Here is an 18838-nt window from a genome sequence, read left to right as displayed (position 1 = left end):
ATGGAAAAAGCTCTGGTCTTTTCCTTGGGGAGCCAGGAATTTTCTGTTCAGATTTCTGCCGTGAAGGAAATCAAGGAATGGGCGAAAGCGACGCCTTTTCCGGCAGCTCCGGCTTTTGTGGAGGGAGCGGTCAATGTCCGCGGTTCCGTGATCCCGCTTGTGAACATGGCCCAGATGATGGGGCTTTCTGATGATAACGATGAAAAAAAGGCCATTATTTTTCTGAAAGACGACAAGAAGATTATTGGTTTTTCGGTTTCGAATGTGACGGATATCTCGGATATTGACGAAGAAGACTTCCGACCCCTTCCAGAGCTTTCCAGCGATAATCTCAAATACTATTCAAACGGCATTCTGTCCTTGGGAGGGCGTCTGGTTTTTTCTGTGAATGTGTCCTCGCTGTTTGAAGGAAGTTTGCAATGACAGTGATGGAGCTTCAGGATCAACAGGAGATATCGGACGAAAATTTTCGGATTATTGCAGGGATTGCCAAAACGTCTGCTGGAATTTCTTTATCTGACAAGAAGAAAAGCCTTGTTTATTCGAGAATTTCACGCCGTGTCCGGCAGGAAGGGTTTGGCTCTTTTGATGAGTATTGTGATTTCCTAGTAAGCGGTGCTGGAGTTGATGAAAGAAATCACCTTGTTTCGGCGCTGACGACAAATGTCACTAGTTTTTATCGGGAAAAGCATCATTTTGCGTATCTGGAGCATTTATTGCGCCAGAAATTATACTCACGTGTTGAACGTGGCGAGGAACTCAGGATCTGGTCGGCGGCGTGTTCGAGCGGTGAAGAAGCCTATTCCATCGCTATGACAGTTATGAAGTGTCTGTCCGCTGTTTCGGGACTGAAGTCAAAGATTTTGGCAACAGATATTGATGCTGACATCCTCGGTCAGGCCAAGTTGGGTAGTTATAATTCCGTGGAAGCGGAAGCCTTGTTTGAGGCCGGCGTGCTATCGTTCTGTCGGCTCGAAAGAAATCGGGTCGTCATGTCTGAAAAAATTCGGGACATGATCCGGTTTCGTCGCCTCAATTTGGTGGAGCCGTGGCCTTTTTCATCACGGTTTCACGCCATTTTCTGCAGGAATGTTGCGATTTATTTTGACCGGGAAACTCAGGACAGGCTTTGGGGCAATCTCTCGGCGCGCATTTTTCCAGGTGGCGAGCTTTACCTAGGACATTCGGAACGTATTGCTCATCCCGAACGCTTTGGAATGGAAAGCATTGGGTATAATGCGTATCGCAAGGTCTCGTCTGGGGAGAATTCTCCGTGAGCTATTTAAAACCTTTGACGACCGTTGTTGTTGATGATTCCTTGACGACGCGGGCGTTGATTGCGGCGGCGCTGAAGCGTGACCCCCGGATCAAGGTCGTTGGTACTGCTGGAACGCCCTTCGAAGCGCGTGATCTGATCGTGCGGCTGAACCCGGATGTGCTGACGCTGGATTTTGAAATGCCATCCATGAATGGATTGCAGTTTCTTGAGAAGATCATGCGGTTGCGTCCAATGCCTGTGGTGATGGTGTCGGGTCGTCTCTCCAGTCATCAAGGGCTGGTAGAGCAGGCGCTCCGGATGGGGGCTGCCGAGTGGTATTCGAAAATGGTGCTTGGCAGCGGGGAGGAGCCTTTTGTCGGTCTGGGAGACGCGATCGTTCGGGCCGCTGCAACAAAAAATAAACCTCTCGTATCGGAAGGGGGGAGTTTGAGAGCCAGAGTGATGGCTACCACGAAAACTGGCACTGTCGTCGGCATCGGTGCATCGACGGGCGGCGTGGAAGCTTTGACGGATGTACTTGAGCATTTTCCAAAGGATTGCCCGGCGACGGTCATTGTTCAGCATATGCCGAAGCAGTTTTCCGAGAGCTTTGCACGCCGTCTGGGCAGGGTTGTGAAACCTGACGTCAGGCTGGCGGAAGAGGGTGATGTGCTGAAGCCGGGTATTGTGTATGTCGCGCCTGGTGGAGAGCGTCATCTTCGTATCAGGGGAGGCGCGCGCACTGGTGAGTATGTCTGCCAACTGGTAACGGCGCCCCCCGTTAATGGGCATCGGCCATCCGTGGACGAGCTGTTTTATTCTCTTGCCGCCACAGTGGGGAAAAACGCTGTGGGCGTTATCCTGACCGGAATGGAGTGCGATGGCGCGCAGGGTCTTCTGGCCATGCGTCATGCCGGCGCCTGTACGATCGGTCAGGACCGGGCAAGTTCTGTCATTTATGGCATGCCACGTGCTGCTTATGAACTGGGCGCGGTGGACACGCAACTTCCGCTGTCCGCCATTGGCCCCGCTATTCTCAATCTTTGTGAACGCCGTTCTCTGGAGACGTATCCATGATTTCCGCTTCTTCCATGTCCGTACTCCTCGTGGACGACCAGACCTCTATCCGTTCGATCCTGCGCAATACGCTTGCCCAGATCGGTTTTGTGCAGATTGCCGGCGTCCGCAACGGGGTTGAGGCTCTGGAGCATCTGAAGAGCAATTCGGTTCATCTTATCATTTCGGACTTTAACATGCCTGATATGGACGGGCTTGAGCTTCTCAAGGCCGTCAGAAGCAATGCCCGGACTGCGAAAACGGGTTTTATCATGTTGACCGGGCAGGCCAGCAAGGAACTGGTGCAGCAGGCTATTGCAGAAGGTGTGAATAATTTTCTGGCAAAGCCTTTTACCGCCAGTTCGCTTAAGTCCCGCATTGAGGCTGTATTCGGGCCAATCAGCGGTGCGTGAGGTGGTTGGGGTTCCGTTGCCGCAGGTTCTCGAGGGGCTTGGAGAGCAGCTTGCTGTCAGTCTTCAGGAACTGAGAAGACTGGAGGCAGTCTGTTTGAAGGCTCTACTGGGAGAAAATCCTCTGGAGTTGCAGGATTTCGACCGGATCGCGCAGGTTCTGGATCAGGTAGCGAGCTGCTGTGAAGGGCTCAGTCGGGAGCCTGGAGTGGAGGCGGTACAGGTCCAGCGGAGTGTTGTAGATCGTTTGACGATGGGAGAAATCCGCCAGCGCTTGCTGGCAGAAAACCCCCATACGTCAGTGAGTTCAGGAGATGTCGAACTTTTCTGAGAGATCAGCTTGGTTTGGTGGCATCCTGAGGGTTGGAGCGGATCATGGTGCGCTGTTTTTGCAGGCCGCGAATGATTTGTTCGACGTCCTGCGGGCCGAAAACGACACCGACTGGACCGTAAGCCGGATGCTGGAACGCCAGCATTGATCCTTCGGTCAGGGCGTCGATCTGAAGAGCCCAGTTCGTGGTGTAGACGGGCGTGAAGCGCGCGCCTGCAATCGGTGCCGGTGGGCGTTTTTCAATCAGGGCCGCATGGGCCAGACCAAGGCTTGTGATCAATTGGGACAACTGGGTCTCGTCGAGAGAAAGGCTACCTGAAACGCCGCTGCCTTCGAGAAAGGACAGGACGGCCGTTGTGCCATCTTCTGAACGTGTGACCTGCATGCGTGGGGCTGTCATGATGTTCGGCTCCCTACCCGGTTGTGGTGTGATCAGATTGAAGAGCCAGTGTGGTGGAAGCCTCCGGCCCATGTCCACCAACCCAGACGTGCGCTTTGTTCGTTCAGCACCTGGGCGGCATTCTTAGCGCTGTCGGGATTGGGGAAAATGCCGAAGCATGTGGCACCTGAACCGCTCATACGCGCGAGAAGACACTCGGGAAGGCTGCCGATGGACGCCAGAACAGTGCCGATCACCGGGCATTGTGATAGGGCCGGGGCCTGAAGGTCGTTGGTTGTGGCGTTCAGATCGGCGACCATGGCTTCTGCGCTGTCCCAGCGGGTGGGGAGGAAGGCTTCAGGCCGCTCCGTAATGCCGCCGCCTGCGGCAAAGGCCCGGAAGACTTCCGGTGTCGAAACGCCGACGCCGGGATTGACGAGCAAGAGGCCCGCATCGGGCAGGACCGGGGCTGGGGCGAGGATTTCTCCAATCCCCTGCATCCGAGCCGGCCGCTGCGCGATACAGACGGGAACGTCTGCGCCCAGTTTCTCGGCGATCGGAAAGAGTATGGCCTGATCCGCGTCCCATTCACGGGCCAGCAGGCGCAACGTTGCTGCGGCATCGGCGGAACCGCCACCGATCCCCGAAGCAACAGGAAGGTTCTTTTCCAGTTTCAGGCGAAAGGACTCGGTCAGGCCATTAAACGCTGTGCCAGCCTTGGTCTGAAGGGCACGGGCCGCGCGCAGCACGAGGTTCTGGTCGTCCGCTTCCAGCCCTTGGCCGAAGGGGCCGTCGATCGTCAGCGACATCGTATCGCCGGGGCCTTCAAGCGTGATGCGGTCTGCGGCGCCGGCAAAAACCGCGAGACTGTCGAGCAGGTGGTACCCGTCGTCGCGTCGGCCGGTGATGTGCAGGAACAGGTTGATTTTGGCGTGTGCGGTAGCTTGGGGGGCGTCTGGGAAGGTCATTGTTTCTGTTCGAAGGCTGCGAGATGGGGTCCGCCGTTCTGGAGCGCCTGAAGGAGAAGGGCGCGATCCTGCGGCTGGGGGTTGTCGTCGAGGGACTGGTTCCACTGGTCCTGCGCCTCGGTGTGCCGTCCGAGATACCAGTAGGCGACGCCGAGATGATAGCCGATTTCGGCATCGCCGGGCGCGTGCTCGGCGGCCTGAACCAGCATGGGAAGCGCGGTTTTGAGGTCTGCGCGATATTTGAGAAGGGCCCAGGCGTAGCTGTCCTGAATGGACGCATCCGCGGGTTGGAGATCAACGGCTTTTTTCAGCATGGCGAGAGACTGCGCCTGATCGGTGTTATGCTCGATATTGGCATAGCCGACGAAGTTCAGGGCTTCGGGCTGGTCCGGGGCGAGTTCCAGCGCATGTTTCATGTCATCCTGCACCATCGGCCAGTTGCCGCTTTCCTGAGCGGCCATCGCGCGGCCCAGCAGGATGGGCCAGAGGATTTCTTTTCGGGGCGGGGAAGCCTTGAGCGCGCGGGTATAGAGTGCGATGGCGTTTGTATGATGACCGCGCTGGTCTTCGACTTCGGCAAGCTGGATCAGGAATTCCGGGTTCTCGGGGCGCAGGGCGAGAGCGCGGTGCAGGGCATCGGCTTCCTGTTCGAGGTCTCCTGAGCGCAGGGCAAGGTTGATGCGTTCCTGTGCGGCCAGGGCGGCAAGCGGATCGGACGGCGAAATGCTGTTTAGTTCGGCGAGGCCGCTGGAGATCTGGTTGGCCTCGCGGAAGGTATCAGCCAGAAAGATTCGCGCGAGTGTCAGGCCGGGATCAAGGAAAATGGCCTGTTGCAGGGCGATGATGGCGGGATCGCGTGGAATACCATCTTGTTGGATGGCGTCCGTAATCATGAGGGCCATTTGGAGATTGAGGATGGCCCCGCCGAGTACTGGCGTCGGTTTTTTAAGGTTTGGAAGATCCTGCTGGAACGGGCCGATGACGAGGGCGGCCAGCGGAGAGGTTACGCCCAGAGCGGCGACAGCGTCGCTGGCCTCCTTGTGGTGACCATGTCGTTCGAGCCAGCCGCCATAGAGCTGCGCATAGAGGATCTGGAGCGTCAGCGGATCTCCGGACGCGTTTCCTGTGCGGTGATAGAGCTGTCCGGCGAGCAGGGGTGTCGGGAGGTATTCCGCCACCATGGCCGCGTGCAGAAGATAGAGTCTCCGGGTCGCGGGCTGGCCTGCGGCTTCCGCCAGCAGGTTCAGAGCCTTGTCGGGATGGCCCTCGGCGGCGAGGCTCCAGCCCATGAGAACGGGCGCTGCGATTGTGACGAGCGGACCGTGATGGGAGCTGCGGGTGAGGATGCGGCGCATCGCGGCCCAGTCCTGCCGGGCGAAGGCGTCCTGCGCGAGAATGAGTGTGCCGATATCGCTGCCGGCGGCCTGATCGGGCAGGGCATTGGCAAGTTTGACGGCTTCGGTCTGATGACCGGCCATAGCGGCATAACGCAGGGCGTCGTGTTGTAGCTGGAGATTATGCGGGGCGAGCGGCAGGGCGTGGGAGAGAGCCAGATTGGCGGCGGGAACGTCTCCGCGCTCCATCATGACTGTTGCTGCCAGCATCCAGCCGGTCAGGGAATTTTCCGGATTAACGGTCGGCTTGATGGCCGGAGGCAGGGCGGCCAGCGCGCTCCCTGTCAGGCTGCTGCCCAGCGCGAGAGCGGGAAGCACCAGACGGAGCGGGCGGGAAAATTCCTCGAATGATCTGGGCCAGCCGCGTGTGATCTGCATAATGGAAGAAACTCTAGCCCTCTTGAGGCTCCACGCCAACCGGCATCCCTTTAGGGTCTGTGTGGCGACGGAGTGAGAGGCCATCAGGACGGATCAACCATGACGCCCCCAGTCAGTGATGTGTCGGCAGTTCTGAGCCGTGCCGATCTGCTGGCCGCGCTTCAACTCCAGTATGACTGGGGTGTGGACGAGGCCCTGTGTGAAATGCCGGTGGATCGTCTGGCCGAGGCGACACCGCAACTGCCGCCGCGTGTCGGGACGGAGCGGCAGGATTTTGCGCAACATTTGCCCGAGGCTCTTTCGGGAGGCGACGGAGCGCGCCGGATACCTGCGAGGGCGGCTGGTGCGTCGGCGAGCGGGCTGTCCGCGCGGGCGGTGGAAGAAGCGCCGGATCTGCCGACACTGATGCGCCTGACCGAAGCGCCGGGCGACCTGTTTCTGGCCCGAACTGCCACGCATCGGTTGGAGCCGGTTTTCGTCGAGGGGGCGCCGTTCATGCTGATCGGCGAGGCGCCTGATGCGGATGAGGACCGTTCCGGCACGTTGTTTGCGGGCGAGGGTGGGGCATTGTTGGAGAAAATGCTGCGGTCTGCGGGACTGGAGCGCGGAGGGATTTCGATGGCGCCCGCCTTGCCTTGGCGGCCGCCCGGCGGGCGAACGCCGAGCGATGCGGAAATGCAGGCCTGTCTTCCGCTTCTGTTGCGGACCATTGCCCTGTGTCGACCGGGGTTTCTGGTGACGATGGGGGTGACGCCGCTCAAGATGCTGGTGGGGCCGGATGCTGCTGTCGGGCGGATGCGGGGGCGGTGGACGGACGTATCGGTTCCGGGGCTTGCGACTCCGGTGCCACTTCTGCCGATGCGGCACCCTCTGCAACTGCGTGCAAGTGCGGCTGCGCGGCGGAATGCCTGGCAGGATCTGCTGATTCTGATGGAGAAACTCTCTCCAGAAGAATGAGGACTAAATGGGTACAAATGCTACCATTAAAAAACTTCGGAAAAACGTAAAAAAACGCGCGATGACAGGTGTTTGCCACTGGATTGTTTTAGGGTTGGGTTATATCATTGCCCAGTCCAAGGGTGTGTAGAACTTAACAAGTTCTTGCCAAGGCCCTGCAAAGCGGGTAGCAACCCGCTGCTATGCGAAGGACACCCCCTTTCATTTCAGGCAGTAGTGCCCGGGCTTTGCTCGTCAGCGTACTGATTCTGGCCGGTGGCTCACTGTCTCCGGCGCGTGCGGACAGCACACGCAACCTCACTCCCCAGCCGGAACCGGCCGGGGACGAGACTGCGTTTGCCGAAGCCCGGCCGTCTCTGGGCGGGGATGGCGTTGTTTCGCTGCCCCATCCGCTGACGGCGGCCATGGCTAGCCGGTATCGATTGATCTTTCAGGCGCAGCGCCAAGGCAATTTCCGCGTTGTTCAGGAGCAGATGCGTCTGCTGACTGACCATGTCCTGCTGCCTGATGTGCTGGCTGAGCGTTATCTCGCACCGGGCGCGCATCCTGCGGCCGAACAGCTTCGGGAATGGCTGCATGACTATGCGTCCCAGCCCGATGCATCGAACATTCAGGCTCTTCTTTTGAAAATCGCGTTGCCGGGAACGGTGCAGATGCAGTCTTTCGTCCGTCCGCTTGCTGCTGATGCGCGGGCTGACGATATGAAGGGCACGGCCTCTCCCGTCGATCCGCTGATGCATGCATTCGCCCGCAATCCGCTGCTGGACCGGACGGTTCAGGAACGGGTTCTGACGGGTGTGCGGGGTGCGGAAAGTGCGTTGCATCTCGTGGACATCACGCCGGGGATGAGCGCCTCTTACGCGGCGCAGCTTTACGGCGAGATTGCACTGGGTCTGCTGTCACAGGGGGAAACCCTTGCGGCGTTGCGGAATGCGAGTGCTGGATTTGGCCGTGGGGATCATCAGGTTGGGCTGCCCGCTTATGTTGCCGGGCTTGCTGCGTGGCGCGAAGGGCATGTCGAGGCGGCCTATGACCTGTTCCAATCTGCGGCCAATGCGCCTGTCACGGCACTGGAAATCCGCGCGGCTGCTGCGTTCTGGGCAGCACGGGCTGAGGGACGGCGTCATGACATGGCGGGTTATGTGAAGTGGCTGCATCGCGCTGCCACGCATCACGAAACCTTCTATGGCATGCTGGCTTCCCAGACGCTGGAACTTGGGCGTCATGGCCATGCGCGCCTGCCCGGTGGGCGGATTGAGGTCACGCTGCATGATCCGGTGCCTGTGCTTGCCGAAATTGACGTCGAGGCTGTGGGCGCTCTGCCGCAGGGGCGTCAGCTTTTCGCACTGCTTCAGATCGGCGAACGGATGCGGGCCGAAAACCTGATCCGGCGTATGTGGGTTGATGTCGCCTCCGACAGCGCGCGGTCGCGGTCACTTCAGCTGGTCGCTCAGGCGGCGGGCTATGAGGATCTGTCCGAGCAGCTTGCCTCTCTGGTCATGCATCGGGAATCTGAGGTGACGCCACCGACGCCGCTGCCTCTGCCCGCCCTGAAGCCCAGCCATGGTTTTCGGATGAATCCAGCGCTGGTCTATGCGCTGACGCGGGTGGAATCCAACTTCGATCCGTCGGCGACGTCAGGGGCCGGGGCGCATGGTCTGATGCAGATCCGCCCGGTGACGGCGAGTTTCGTTACCACGTCGCATATGACGTATGATTCGCATGGCGTGGCGGTGATTCCGGTGGCCCCCGATATGGTCAGCCGTCTGCACAATCCGTCTTCCAATCTGGAGATCGGACAGCTTTATGTGCTGTATCTCGCGAACCAGTCGAGCCGTGTTGCGACGGTGACGCCGCCTGAAGGTGGCGATCTGGTTCGGGTTCTGGCGTCCTATAACGCCGGGCCGGGAGCGATTGCGCGCTGGGAAGGCGCGCAGAAGGCGGACATGCATGACCCGCTGTTCTTCATGGAAACGCTGCCGAATAACGAGACGCGCGATTATGTTCATCGCGCCCTGACCTATACGTGGCTGTATGCGCACCGCATGGGTCTGCCGTCTCCGTCCCTGAAGGCATTGACGCGTTCGGAATGGCCGTCTTTTGGTGAAGAGCAGGCCATGGCGCATGAGCGCATGGCCCTGAACTAAGGTCCTTAAAGAAATTCGATCAGGGCGATGCCGCCTGCGATCAGGATCAGGGCGCCGAACAGAACGAGCGCCAGACGTTTTTCGATGAAATCGCGGATGGGCTCTCCGAAAGCGCGGAGCAGGGCGGCTTCGAGGAAGAAGCGTGCGCCCCGGGTGACGACGCTTGCGGCAATGAACGGGAGCAGTGGGAAATGCGCCGCCCCTGCCGCCAGCGTGACGAATTTGTAGGGCAGTGGGGTCAGGCCCTTGGCGAGGATGATCCAGACGCCATAGCGGCGGAACAGGGCTTCCAGGTTCAGGATGCGCTGATCCGCGTGATAGAAATGCGCGATCGGCATGCCGATATGTTTCATCAGGAACGCCCCGAGGACCCAGCCGATCAGTCCACCCACGACGCTGGCGGTCGTGCAGACAAAAGCCAGAAACCACGCCCGCTCACGATTGGCGAGCAGCATAGGCACGAGCATCAGGTCCACGGGCAGTGGAAACACGGAAGATTCCGCCACGGCGACAACAATCAGCCACCAGACGGCACGCGGCGAGGCGGCCAGTTCGGTGATGCGGGTGTAGAGCAGTGTCAGCATGGTGGTCTGATCTTCCTGTAAGAACGTCCGTACTGTCCTACCCGGCCTGCGGGAGCTTGCAAATCCGTAACTCTGTGCAACATGTGTTTCGGCAAACGAACGGCTATAGGACGTGGAACCGTTCTTCCGGAGTAGTGCCGTTTCATGGACAACACCCCTGCGCCGTTTCAGCGTTATTCCCTTGTCGCCAGACTGTTTCACTGGGGCATGGCGGCCATCATTATTCCGCTGTGGCTGCTGGGGTTTTATGTGGGGCGGATCATGCCGCATGCGGCAACGCCCCAGAAGGCGCTTCTTCTGCTGATCCATAAGGAAATCGGGCCGTTCATCATCATCCTGACGGTTCTGCGGCTCGTCTGGCGGGTAACGCATCGGCCGCCTGCGATGTCATCGGATATTCCTGAAGAAGAGCGTCTGGCGGTGCAGGTCGGGCATTTTGCGCTTTACGCGATGATGCTGGTGGTGCCGCTGACGGGATGGTTTCGGAGTTCTGTCCATGGGTTGCCGATCCCTATGATGTGGATCGTCGATCTGCCGCCATTGGCCCACAAGGCGCCTGTGTTTGTGCCGCTGGTGAATGTGTTGCACCAGTTTTCGTCATGGATTCTGGGGGTATTGATTGCCGGGCATGGCATTGCAGCTCTGCTGCATCGTTATGGTCGCAGGGATACGGTTATGGACCGGATGCTCTGAAGACCGGCATGTCATGAAAAAGCCCCTGTCCGAGTGATCGGACAGGTTTTTTTTTGTGGAGAGACGCTCCGGTTTATTTCGGGGCGGCGGGCTGCTGGGCCGGGAAGGGAGCGGGTTTCAGGGTTGGACGCGGATGGTCGGCCATATCCTTGCGCAGCCATGTGAGGGCTGCGTCGAGCTGCTGGTCCTGTCCATTGAAGGTGGCAACCGGCATGTTCTCGACTTCAATGTCCGGAGAGACGCCCTTGTTCTCGACCAGCCATTGTCCGTTCAGGTCGAAATAAGGATTTTCGGCTGTACGGGCATTGCCGTTGTCGATAAGGCGGTCTCCGTCCGAGAGCCAGACGCCCGCGCCTGCGGTCCGCTCGCCCAACAGCGGGGCGATATGCAGGGACTTGATGCCCTGCGAGAAGGTCTCGCCGTCCGAATAGGTCATTTCATCGGACAGGACGATCAGACGCCCCTGAAAGGACTGCTGCATATCCACCGACGGCGCGTTGCCGTAGCGGCCCCAGAACATCCACGGGCGACGCATGAGCTGTGTGAGAACCCAGCTGTCGATATTGCCGCCCGTGTTGCCACGGACGTCCACGATCAGGCCGTCCTTATCGATATTGGCATAGAACTCGCGGGCAAACGCTTCCATGTCGTCGCTGACCATGGATTGCAGGTGCAGATAGCCGATGCGACCATGGCTGGCCCGGTCGACAACATCAGCACGGCTGACTTCCCAGTCGCGTGCGCGCAGGTCACGCTCTTTCATATAAGACACGGGCGTCACGATGATCTTGTGGTCCTTTCCGCCGCGCGAGAGCGTCAGCAGAACCTGCTTTCCGGCCTGATCGGCAAGCAACGAGCCGAGATCGGGCTGGCCTGCGGTCGGCTGACCGTTGATTGCGATGATGAGATCGCCGTTCCGGGCGTCCACGCCGGGCGCGGCCAGCGGGGACTGCTGGTCGGGCAGGTCGCGGTCGCCCTGATAGATGTGGTCGATCCGGAAGCCCTTGTCCTCATGCGTCAGATGCGCGCCGAGGCCGGCAATGAGGCTGGAAGCGGGTTGGTCGAAGGTCGTGGGCGCGTGGAGCTGGGAGTGCATGGCGCCGATTTCCGCCACCATCTGGCCGAGCAGATCATCGAGATCCGCACGATCGCCGAGACGGTCCACGAGCGGGGCGAAATGGGCGCGTACGGCTTTCCAGTCCACGCCGTGCAGGTCGCGGTCATAATAGTGGTCGCGGTGCAGGCGCCAGGCGTCCACGAATTCGTCCGCCCATTCCTGTCCGGGGTCGATCCGCAGACGCAGATGGTCGAGGTCGATCTTCTTGCCGTCCAGTTCTTTGGGCTGCTTCTCGCCAGCGGGCGTCAGGAGCAGTTCCGGCGCGTTTTTGCCGCGACGGCTGAGGGTCAGAAGGGTCTTGCCGTCCGGGGTGATGTCGAAATCCGAAATCTTGGCCGCGTAGGTTTCAATCTTGTGTTCGTTATTGTCGATGTGGATCGACTTCAGATCGCCCGGACCGTCGCCTGAGCCGGAATTGTCGATCGTGAACAGATAGTCGTCCGAAACGCCGAGGCCTTCATAGTCTCCGGCCGGAACCGGGGCCTGATAGAGACGTGTGGCGATCCCGGCCCATTCGATGGCGGGAAGGGATTTTTTCTTGTCGCCGTCTTTCTTCTTGTCGTCCTTTTTATCAGCGTCGGGCTTCTTGTCCGTCGGGTCCAGTTCGGTTGCGGGCTGGAACGGGAAGCGTTCGCCGGACTGGAGGGCGAGGGCATAAAGTCCGGTCCGCTTCGGGAAGGCCGGTCCGATATTGCGGTCTCCCCAGGGCGAGCCGTTGGCGAGCGAGAACGTGCGGTCCGACAGGAACCACAGCCATTTGCCGTCCGGGGAGAAGCTGGGCGTATAGGATTCATAGCGCCCGTCCGTCACCCAGTTCGACTGGCCCGTGGCGGGGACGTAAAGGGCGATCTGGCGACGCAGGTTCGTGCCGCGTGTGCGGACATAGGCCAGAACATGTCCATCCGGGGACCAGGATACGGAATCAAAAACGTTGGTGCCGTCCAGCGTGGCGTTATCGACCAGTTTGTCGGCCTTGGTGGACAGGTCCGTCAGCCAGAGGTGGCCCAGAAGGTCGGTATGGGCGGCGTATTTGCCATCCGGGGAAAGAGACAGCGCCACGGGCTCGGTGGAGGAGGGCTGGGTGATGGCCTCGCCCTTGCCGCTGCCGTCGGCTGCAAAGCGCCACAGGGCAGAATCGCCGCCTGCATCGCTGAAGGCAAGGACGGATTGGCCGTCCGGCGTGATCTGGGCGAGACGCAGGCGGACGTTATCGGGTGTGGCGAGAACGACGACGCGGCGGGGTGAAGCGCCGGCGACCACGACATGACCGCGCATGGTGAAAGCAGCGGCATCGCCCTTGGGGGAGATGGTCGAGGACGTCATGAAGCGCGTTGGCTTTTCCAGCCAGTACGGGCTGCGGGGCAGGTTGTCGGAGGTCAGGTCCACCTTGACGGGCGTGGTCTCACCGCTGGCCAGATTGAAATCGAACAGGTCCGCGCCTTTACGGAAGACGATATGATCGCCGGAAATGGCGGCCTCGAGGACGCTGTAATCCGTGAAATGGGTGAGCTGTTTCGCGTCCGAGCCGTCGGTGGCGAGGCTCCACAGATTGTAGCGGCCGTTTTCGTCGGAAATGACGATCAGGCGGTCGCGCCAAGGCATCGGGCGGATCAGGTTAGCGTCACGCGTGCCGATGCGCTCGGCTTCCTTGCCGTTCTGAAGGTCGAAGCGCCAGAGCTGGGACAGGGCGCCGCCGCGATAGGCGCGCATGTGATCGCCGGTCGTGGCGAGGCCGAAGCGGACAGCATAAAGCCAGCGTCCGTCCGGGCTGAGCGCGGCATCGTTCGCGCCGGAAAGCGGGAAGACGCGCGTTGCGCCGGTTTTCGGATCAATGGCCGAGACGGTCTGGCTGTAATAGGGGCCGGTTGCGGCAGGGCTGGCATAGAGCACCCCGGCATGCGCGTCCCAGCCGATGATCTTCAGACGCGCGACGTTCTCGAAGGTCAGGCGATGCGGCGTGCCGCCGCTGCGGGGCATGATGTAGATTTCGGTCGGGCCGTCGAAATTGGCGGCGAAGGCGATCTGGGTGCCGTCCGGGGAAATGACGGGATGCGGGTCGATGGCGTTCGCACCCTGCGGCACGGTCGTCAGGCGCTGGGCCTGCCCGCCCGCGAGGGGAACGCTCCAGACGGACTGCTCGGCGTTGAACAGGACAGTCTGGCCGGAAATCGAGGGTTCACGCAGATAGCCCGGCTCGGCCTGCGCGACGCTGAACCCCAGCCCCATCAGGGCTGCGCAGGACAGGAGGGAGTTTCTGAGCGAGGGACGTTGGGGCATGGCGATGATCTCGATATGAAACGAATATGGTCCAGTCGTTTCATAAAGGTGTCATCGCGTCAAAGGCCCTCCGATGACATCCTGTTAAGATATAACATTTCTCTCAACCTACGGCGGCCTTGAGGCCCTGCCCGGCGGCGAGGGGGCACAGCGGCAGGCAGGCGAAAAGGCATGCTCCCAGCAGATCCAGACTGGCGGCGGGGGATGTGGCCAACTGTCCTGCATAGGACGAGGCCGCGCCAAAAATCAGAACGGGCGTTGCCAGCGGCAGAACGAGCAGCGGGAGCAGAACGCCACCACGCCGCGCGCCAAGTACGATTGAGGCTGCCATGCCGCCGAGAAGTGAGAGGGACATCGTGCCCATCGCAAGACCGGCCAGCAGGAGCGGCAGTTCGGAGCCTTTGACGCCCAGCATGATACCGAGCGGGATGCTCGCGATCAGCAGAGGCAGGCCCGTCGTCAGCCAGTGCGCGGCCATTTTGGCGAAGGCCACAGCGGCAGGGGCCGGACCGGTCAGCATCAGCAGATCGAGAGAGCCGTCTTCGAGTTCGGCTCCGAACAGGCGGTCCAGCGGCAGAAGGCAGGCCAGCAGCGCGCAGACCCAGATGATACCCGGCCCCATATGTCGCAGAAGGTCGGGCGAGGGGCCGAGGGCAAGGGGAAACAGGCTGCCACATAATATAAAGAAGAGCAGCGAGGCCAGCGTGTCGGCGCCGAAGCGGAACGCCAGGCGTAGGTCACGGTCGATCAGGGCGAGAAAAGCGGTCATGACAGCCAGAAGGAGTCCGCATGCGCGAGCGAGGGCAGTTCGTGCGAGCGGGTGTTGTCGAGGGGAAGGGGCACATGCGTCGTGACGATCATCGCACCGCCTCTAGCGCGATGGGCGGCCATGACGGCGCCGAGGCGTTCGATGCTGGCGACATCCAGCCCGACCGTTGGCTCGTCGAGCAGCCAGAGCGGGGCGCCGGACAGCATGACGCGGGCGAAAGCGGCGCGGCGCTTCTGCCCGGAGGACAGCAGGCGCGCGGGAAGATCGGTCAGATGGGTAAGATCAAGGGCGTCAAGCGCGTCGGGCAGACGGGTTGTTCCGAGCTTTTCAGCCAGAGCAAGGTTCTGCGCCAGCGTCAGGCCCGGCTTAAGGGCATCCTGATGGCCGAGCCAGGCAAGGGCGCCATAACGGATAACCTCGCCTGAATCGGGACGGCGCAGGCCGGAGATCGTACGCAGAAGAGTGGATTTCCCGGCCCCGTTCGGCCCTGTGAGGATCATGGCGTCCCCGGCGTCCAGCGTCAGGGACACGCCGTCTAGCACCAGCCGGTCCCCACGGAATACCGTGACGTCCTCGACATCGAGTAGGCGTCCGGGCGTAGGAGGTGGCGGAAAATCAGACGGGGTGGTCATCGGAAGGTCTCATGCGCGGGGTTCGGTTCTGTCCCGGTGTGTGTCTTTCTGTTTTAGAGACCCTGCGGGCGTCCTTCGCAAGGGCTGGTGTGGCGTCAGTGCGTGGGGAGGGCGGAATGTGATGATCGCATGAATTGTGCCGCGCGCTGCATTAAGGTCTCGATACCCGTGCTCAGGTCCGTTATGAGGGCTGCACGGTCGTGTGATCGTGCGTCTTTTTTCAAGGGTTTCCGGAACTGGCTGATCTGGTGCTGCAGGCGAGTGGTATCGCCAAATCTTTTGGTGGGAACGAGGTTCTGAAGGGCCTGTCGCTCGATGTGGAGCGCGGCGAACTGATCTCGATGATCGGGCCTTCGGGATGTGGCAAGTCCACGTTTCTGCGCTGCCTCAACTTTCTGGAACATCCGGATGCGGGCTCTGTCCGCATCGAGGATGTGACGGTTGCATGTACGGGCAAGCACTGGAGCCGCGCCAACGAGGCCGAGGCCCATAAGCTGCGCGCGCATGTCGGCATGGTGTTTCAGGCCTTCAACCTGTTTCCCCATCGCACGGTGCTCGATAACGTCATGATGGCGCCGATCCAGGTCAAGAAAATGTCCCGGGACGAGGCGCAGTCCATTGCGTGCGAACTGCTGGAAAAGGTCGGTCTTGCCGCGACCAAGGACCGCTATCCGGACAGTCTTTCGGGTGGTCAGAAACAGCGCGCGGCCATTGCGCGCGCGCTCGCGATGAAGCCCTCCGTCATGCTGTATGACGAGCCGACCTCTGCGCTGGACCCCGAGCTTTCAGAGGAAGTCCTGTCCGTGATGCGGGCGCTGGATGATGATGGCATGACGCAGCTTGTCGTAACGCACGACATGCGTTTTGCGCGTGCGGCTTCGGACCGTGTTCTGTTTGTCGAAGGCGGGGAAATCGTTGAGAGCGGTGATCCGGACCTGATGTTTGCCAACCCCAGAGAGGGACGCACGCGCCAGTTCCTGCGGACGCTGCTGTGATGAAGAAAATTCTTGCGCTTGTGCTGGCTCTTGCGGTCAGCCCCGTTTCTGCCGCGCTGGCCGATGCGCCTGCTGCCGCGTCGCAGAATCTGCTCTGGGCGTCGGACGGTGAGGCGAATGTGCCTTACGTTTTCCACGATCCGGCCCATGAATCGCGGATGACCGGCTTTGAATATGAACTGGCCGACGCGATTGCCGAGCGTCTGCATCGCAAGGCCAAGTTTGTTCAGAACGACTGGGACGGTCTGATCCCCGGCCTGTCGCGCGGGCTGTACGGCATGGTGCTGGACGGCATCGAAATGACGCCGGAGCACAAGGCGGCCGTCCTGTTCTCACGTCCGTATTATGTGACGAGCGAGCGGATTATCGTCCGGCATGACCAGACCGGGCTGGACACGATGGAGGCCCTCAAGGGTCATACGGTCGGGACGATCAAGGACACGACGGCAGAGCGGATGTTGCGCCGGCAGGGTGGCTCAAACGTCCGGTCCTATGAAGAAGAGACGAATGCGTTCTCGGATCTGCGGAACGGGCGCCTGGATGCGATCCTGCTCGATGCGCCGATCGCGCTGTATTATGGCAGTATCTCGCCGGACATGAAGCTGGTGGGCGAGCCGATCGGCAGCATGGAATACGGGATTGCGTTCTCGCCCGAAAACCGGGAGTTGCGCGACCAGGTGGATGCGGCGCTCGGCGAGATCATCAAGGACGGGACGCTGCATCGCATTCTGGCGCGCTGGAACCTGTGGACGCCGCTGATGGCGAACTACACGGGCGACAACAGCCAGCCTGATATCGCACCGACGGAGTGGAACCGTTATCAGGAGGCCATGGCGAACACGACCGGCAGCGGCTGGCGTGTTCTGATGCGGCGCTATGTCAGTTTCCTGCCGCTGATCGGGCAGGCGGCGCTGATGACGCTCGCGGTTTCGGCGCTGGCCATGGTTCTGGCTGTGGCGCTCGGCCTTCTGCTCGCGCTGGCGCGGCATTATGGCGCGGCTCCGCTGCGTTTTGTTGCGGGCATTTATGTCGAGGTCGTGCGCGGGACGCCGCTTCTGATTCAGGTGCTGTTCATTTTCTATGGGCTGCCGGCATTCGGGATCCGGCTGTCGCCTTTCGTGGCGGGTGTGATTTCGCTGGGTCTGAACTATGCAGCCTATGAAGCGGAAAACTATCGCGCTGGGCTTCTATCCGTCCCGCGGGGGCAGATGGAAGCAGCGATTGCGCTGAACATGACCCACTGGCAGGCGCTGCGGCTCGTGATCGTGCCGCAGGCGTTCCGCACTGTCGTGCCGGTCATGACCAACGACTTCATTTCGCTGCTTAAAGACAGTTCGCTCGTCTCCGTTATTACATTGACGGAGCTGAGCCAAACCTATGTGCGGCTGTCCTCGACCTATTACGATTATTTCGGAACGGGGATCATGGTCGGCATGGCGTATCTGCTGCTCGGACTGCCGTTCGTGCGGCTGGCGCGTATGGCGGAGCGGCGGTTGGGTCGGGGCTTCTCGGGAGCCGGGCACCACTAAAGTCGGGTGCCCGGCTCTGTTCAGGACGGCTGGGGCGCGGATGGATCGTTGATGAGGGGCGGCACAAGCGTCGCCGTATTCAGCGTTCCGTCAAAGCCCTGACGCAGAACCCGTGACCAGCCGATCATCCATCGGTCCAGCGCGTCAATGAACTGGGAAGCCTCTGGGTTTTTGTGAACCGAGGCTTTGTTCCAGTATTGCGGGGGCGCCAGAAGCTGACGTGACCCGCGTTCGATGGGGGCAACGAGCGTCTCGACTGTTTCGATGTGAGCGGTGCCCTTGCCTGCGGCTGCGGCATAATACCAGCCGACATTGATCATCAGACTCGGAACCGGAAAGCCGAGTGTGTGCATCCGGTTAAACGCAGCCGTGATGAATGGGTCACTGCTGACACTCTGGTTCTCGAGGACGGCGTTGCTGGTGTAGCTGCATTCCTGCGAGACGCCGGGTTTGTCTGAAATATGCGCGGCGTAGTCACGGTCGTCATGGCAGGGGGTTTCGAGCTGTTCGGCCAGATCGGCCGGGACGGGCTGCTGCGTGGCGCGCACGACGATGACGCCTGAGACGACGCCCCGATCGGTTCGTGCCAGAACCTGCTGGGAAAGCTCACCATGTGCGCCGCTTCGTGCGGTCAGGATTGGATGCCAGTCTCCGGCCGGGAGCGGGACGATACGTCCGGCGATGGTGAGGCTGCCGTGTTCGGTGATGCCCGGATCGGGAACGCCGATCTGGTCACCGAGGCCGGGCGCGCCATTGGGCTGCGTCCCCTGCGCGTCCGGCTGTGATGCGCCGGAAGCGACGTTATCGGGTGCCGCGCCCGGCAGATGGCCCGGAAGCCACGGCATGGCTTTCTTGAGCGCCGGGGTGGGGTAGAAGGCCGCCATGCCAAGCGCGCCGACCGTTACGATCACGCTGGTGCGCCAGAGTGGCGCGCGCCGCCAGAGCCGTCCGAATGCCGTCATGG

At 60.9% G+C, this 18838-nt stretch carries 18 protein-coding genes; 10 read left to right on the top strand and 8 right to left on the bottom strand.

The features are described from left to right. From GKO01_RS05580 to GKO01_RS15760, 5 genes are read left to right on the top strand one after another with little or no spacing between them, the layout of a single operon-like run. Positions 1-423, top strand: a complete 423-nt coding sequence (locus tag GKO01_RS05580) for a chemotaxis protein CheW (RefSeq protein WP_167383436.1) — start codon at positions 1-3, stop codon at positions 421-423. Next, positions 420-1277: a CheR family methyltransferase gene (locus GKO01_RS05575; RefSeq protein WP_099286166.1), complete on the top strand. Its 858-nt coding sequence runs from the start codon at positions 420-422 to the stop codon at positions 1275-1277. Before GKO01_RS05580 ends, GKO01_RS05575 begins: the two co-directional genes overlap by 4 nt. Continuing rightward, a complete protein-coding gene (locus tag GKO01_RS05570) occupies positions 1274-2335 on the top strand; it encodes a protein-glutamate methylesterase/protein-glutamine glutaminase (protein ID WP_099286165.1) in 1062 nt (353 codons plus the stop codon). Before GKO01_RS05575 ends, GKO01_RS05570 begins: the two co-directional genes overlap by 4 nt. Next, positions 2332-2727: a response regulator gene (locus tag GKO01_RS05565; protein ID WP_099286164.1), complete on the top strand. Its 396-nt coding sequence runs from the start codon at positions 2332-2334 to the stop codon at positions 2725-2727. Before GKO01_RS05570 ends, GKO01_RS05565 begins: the two co-directional genes overlap by 4 nt. 16 nt (positions 2728-2743) lie before the next feature. Next, positions 2744-3055, top strand: coding sequence for a hypothetical protein (locus GKO01_RS15760; protein ID WP_145994735.1), 312 nt, complete (start codon positions 2744-2746; stop codon positions 3053-3055). A gap of 4 nt (positions 3056-3059) precedes the next feature. Here GKO01_RS15760 and GKO01_RS05555 read toward each other — a convergent pair whose 3' ends face one another. From GKO01_RS05555 to GKO01_RS05545, 3 genes are read right to left on the bottom strand one after another with little or no spacing between them, the layout of a single operon-like run. After that, positions 3060-3440, bottom strand: coding sequence for a hypothetical protein (locus tag GKO01_RS05555; protein WP_099286162.1), 381 nt, complete (start codon positions 3438-3440; stop codon positions 3060-3062). Positions 3441-3487: 47 nt separating this feature from the next. Continuing rightward, positions 3488-4402, bottom strand: coding sequence for a 4-(cytidine 5'-diphospho)-2-C-methyl-D-erythritol kinase (locus GKO01_RS05550; RefSeq protein WP_099286161.1), 915 nt, complete (start codon positions 4400-4402; stop codon positions 3488-3490). After that, positions 4399-6174: a tetratricopeptide repeat protein gene (locus tag GKO01_RS05545; RefSeq protein ID WP_099286160.1), complete on the bottom strand. Its 1776-nt coding sequence runs from the start codon at positions 6172-6174 to the stop codon at positions 4399-4401. Before GKO01_RS05545 ends, GKO01_RS05550 begins: the two co-directional genes overlap by 4 nt. Positions 6175-6273: 99 nt before the next feature. Here GKO01_RS05545 and GKO01_RS05540 point away from each other — a divergent pair, with 99 nt between their 5' ends. Together GKO01_RS05540 and GKO01_RS05535 are read left to right on the top strand one after the other, a co-directional pair. Continuing rightward, complete coding sequence (locus GKO01_RS05540) at positions 6274-7131, top strand: uracil-DNA glycosylase (protein WP_099286159.1); 858 nt, start codon at positions 6274-6276, stop codon at positions 7129-7131. A gap of 182 nt (positions 7132-7313) precedes the next feature. Then, positions 7314-9278 carry a transglycosylase SLT domain-containing protein gene (locus GKO01_RS05535; protein WP_174694248.1) on the top strand — a complete coding sequence of 655 codons (1965 nt, stop codon included), beginning with the start codon at positions 7314-7316 and terminating at the stop codon, positions 9276-9278. 5 nt (positions 9279-9283) lie between these two features. Here the strand turns inward: GKO01_RS05535 and GKO01_RS05530 are convergent, their stop codons facing one another. Then, entirely contained in the window at positions 9284-9862 is a 579-nt protein-coding gene (locus GKO01_RS05530) for a YqaA family protein (protein ID WP_099286157.1), read from the bottom strand. Positions 9863-10006: 144 nt separating this feature from the next. Here GKO01_RS05530 and GKO01_RS05525 point away from each other — a divergent pair, with 144 nt between their 5' ends. Then, positions 10007-10555 carry a cytochrome b gene (locus GKO01_RS05525; protein ID WP_099286156.1) on the top strand — a complete coding sequence of 183 codons (549 nt, stop codon included), beginning with the start codon at positions 10007-10009 and terminating at the stop codon, positions 10553-10555. A 73-nt stretch (positions 10556-10628) separates the two neighbouring features. Here the strand turns inward: GKO01_RS05525 and GKO01_RS05520 are convergent, their stop codons facing one another. The 3 genes from GKO01_RS05520 to ccmA form a co-directional block, all read right to left on the bottom strand. Next, positions 10629-13949 (bottom strand): S41 family peptidase, encoded by a 3321-nt coding sequence (locus GKO01_RS05520; RefSeq protein ID WP_099286155.1) that lies wholly within the window; start codon positions 13947-13949, stop codon positions 10629-10631. Between the two features lie 103 nt (positions 13950-14052). Then, positions 14053-14718, bottom strand: coding sequence for a heme exporter protein CcmB (gene ccmB, locus GKO01_RS05515; protein ID WP_062030368.1), 666 nt, complete (start codon positions 14716-14718; stop codon positions 14053-14055). Then, a complete protein-coding gene (gene ccmA, locus GKO01_RS05510; protein ID WP_099286154.1) occupies positions 14715-15350 on the bottom strand; it encodes a heme ABC exporter ATP-binding protein CcmA in 636 nt (211 codons plus the stop codon). The genes ccmB and ccmA overlap by 4 nt, the downstream gene beginning before the upstream one ends. Positions 15351-15598: 248 nt before the next feature. On the opposite strand from ccmA, the gene GKO01_RS05505 reads away from it, so the two are divergent. Next, positions 15599-16345 (top strand): amino acid ABC transporter ATP-binding protein, encoded by a 747-nt coding sequence (locus tag GKO01_RS05505; RefSeq protein WP_062030364.1) that lies wholly within the window; start codon positions 15599-15601, stop codon positions 16343-16345. Further along, positions 16345-17874, top strand: coding sequence for an ABC transporter substrate-binding protein/permease (locus tag GKO01_RS05500; RefSeq protein WP_099286153.1), 1530 nt, complete (start codon positions 16345-16347; stop codon positions 17872-17874). Before GKO01_RS05505 ends, GKO01_RS05500 begins: the two co-directional genes overlap by 1 nt. 20 nt (positions 17875-17894) lie before the next feature. Here the strand turns inward: GKO01_RS05500 and GKO01_RS05495 are convergent, their stop codons facing one another. Then, positions 17895-18836, bottom strand: coding sequence for a hypothetical protein (locus tag GKO01_RS05495; protein WP_099286152.1), 942 nt, complete (start codon positions 18834-18836; stop codon positions 17895-17897). Between the last annotated feature and the right edge of the window lie 2 nt (positions 18837-18838).

Source organism: Gluconobacter kondonii, from assembly GCF_002723995.1.
Classification (GTDB): Bacteria; Pseudomonadota; Alphaproteobacteria; order Acetobacterales; family Acetobacteraceae; genus Gluconobacter; species Gluconobacter kondonii.
Note: the sequence above shows the minus strand (reverse complement) of the source record. Positions and strands in the feature narration are given on the sequence as shown.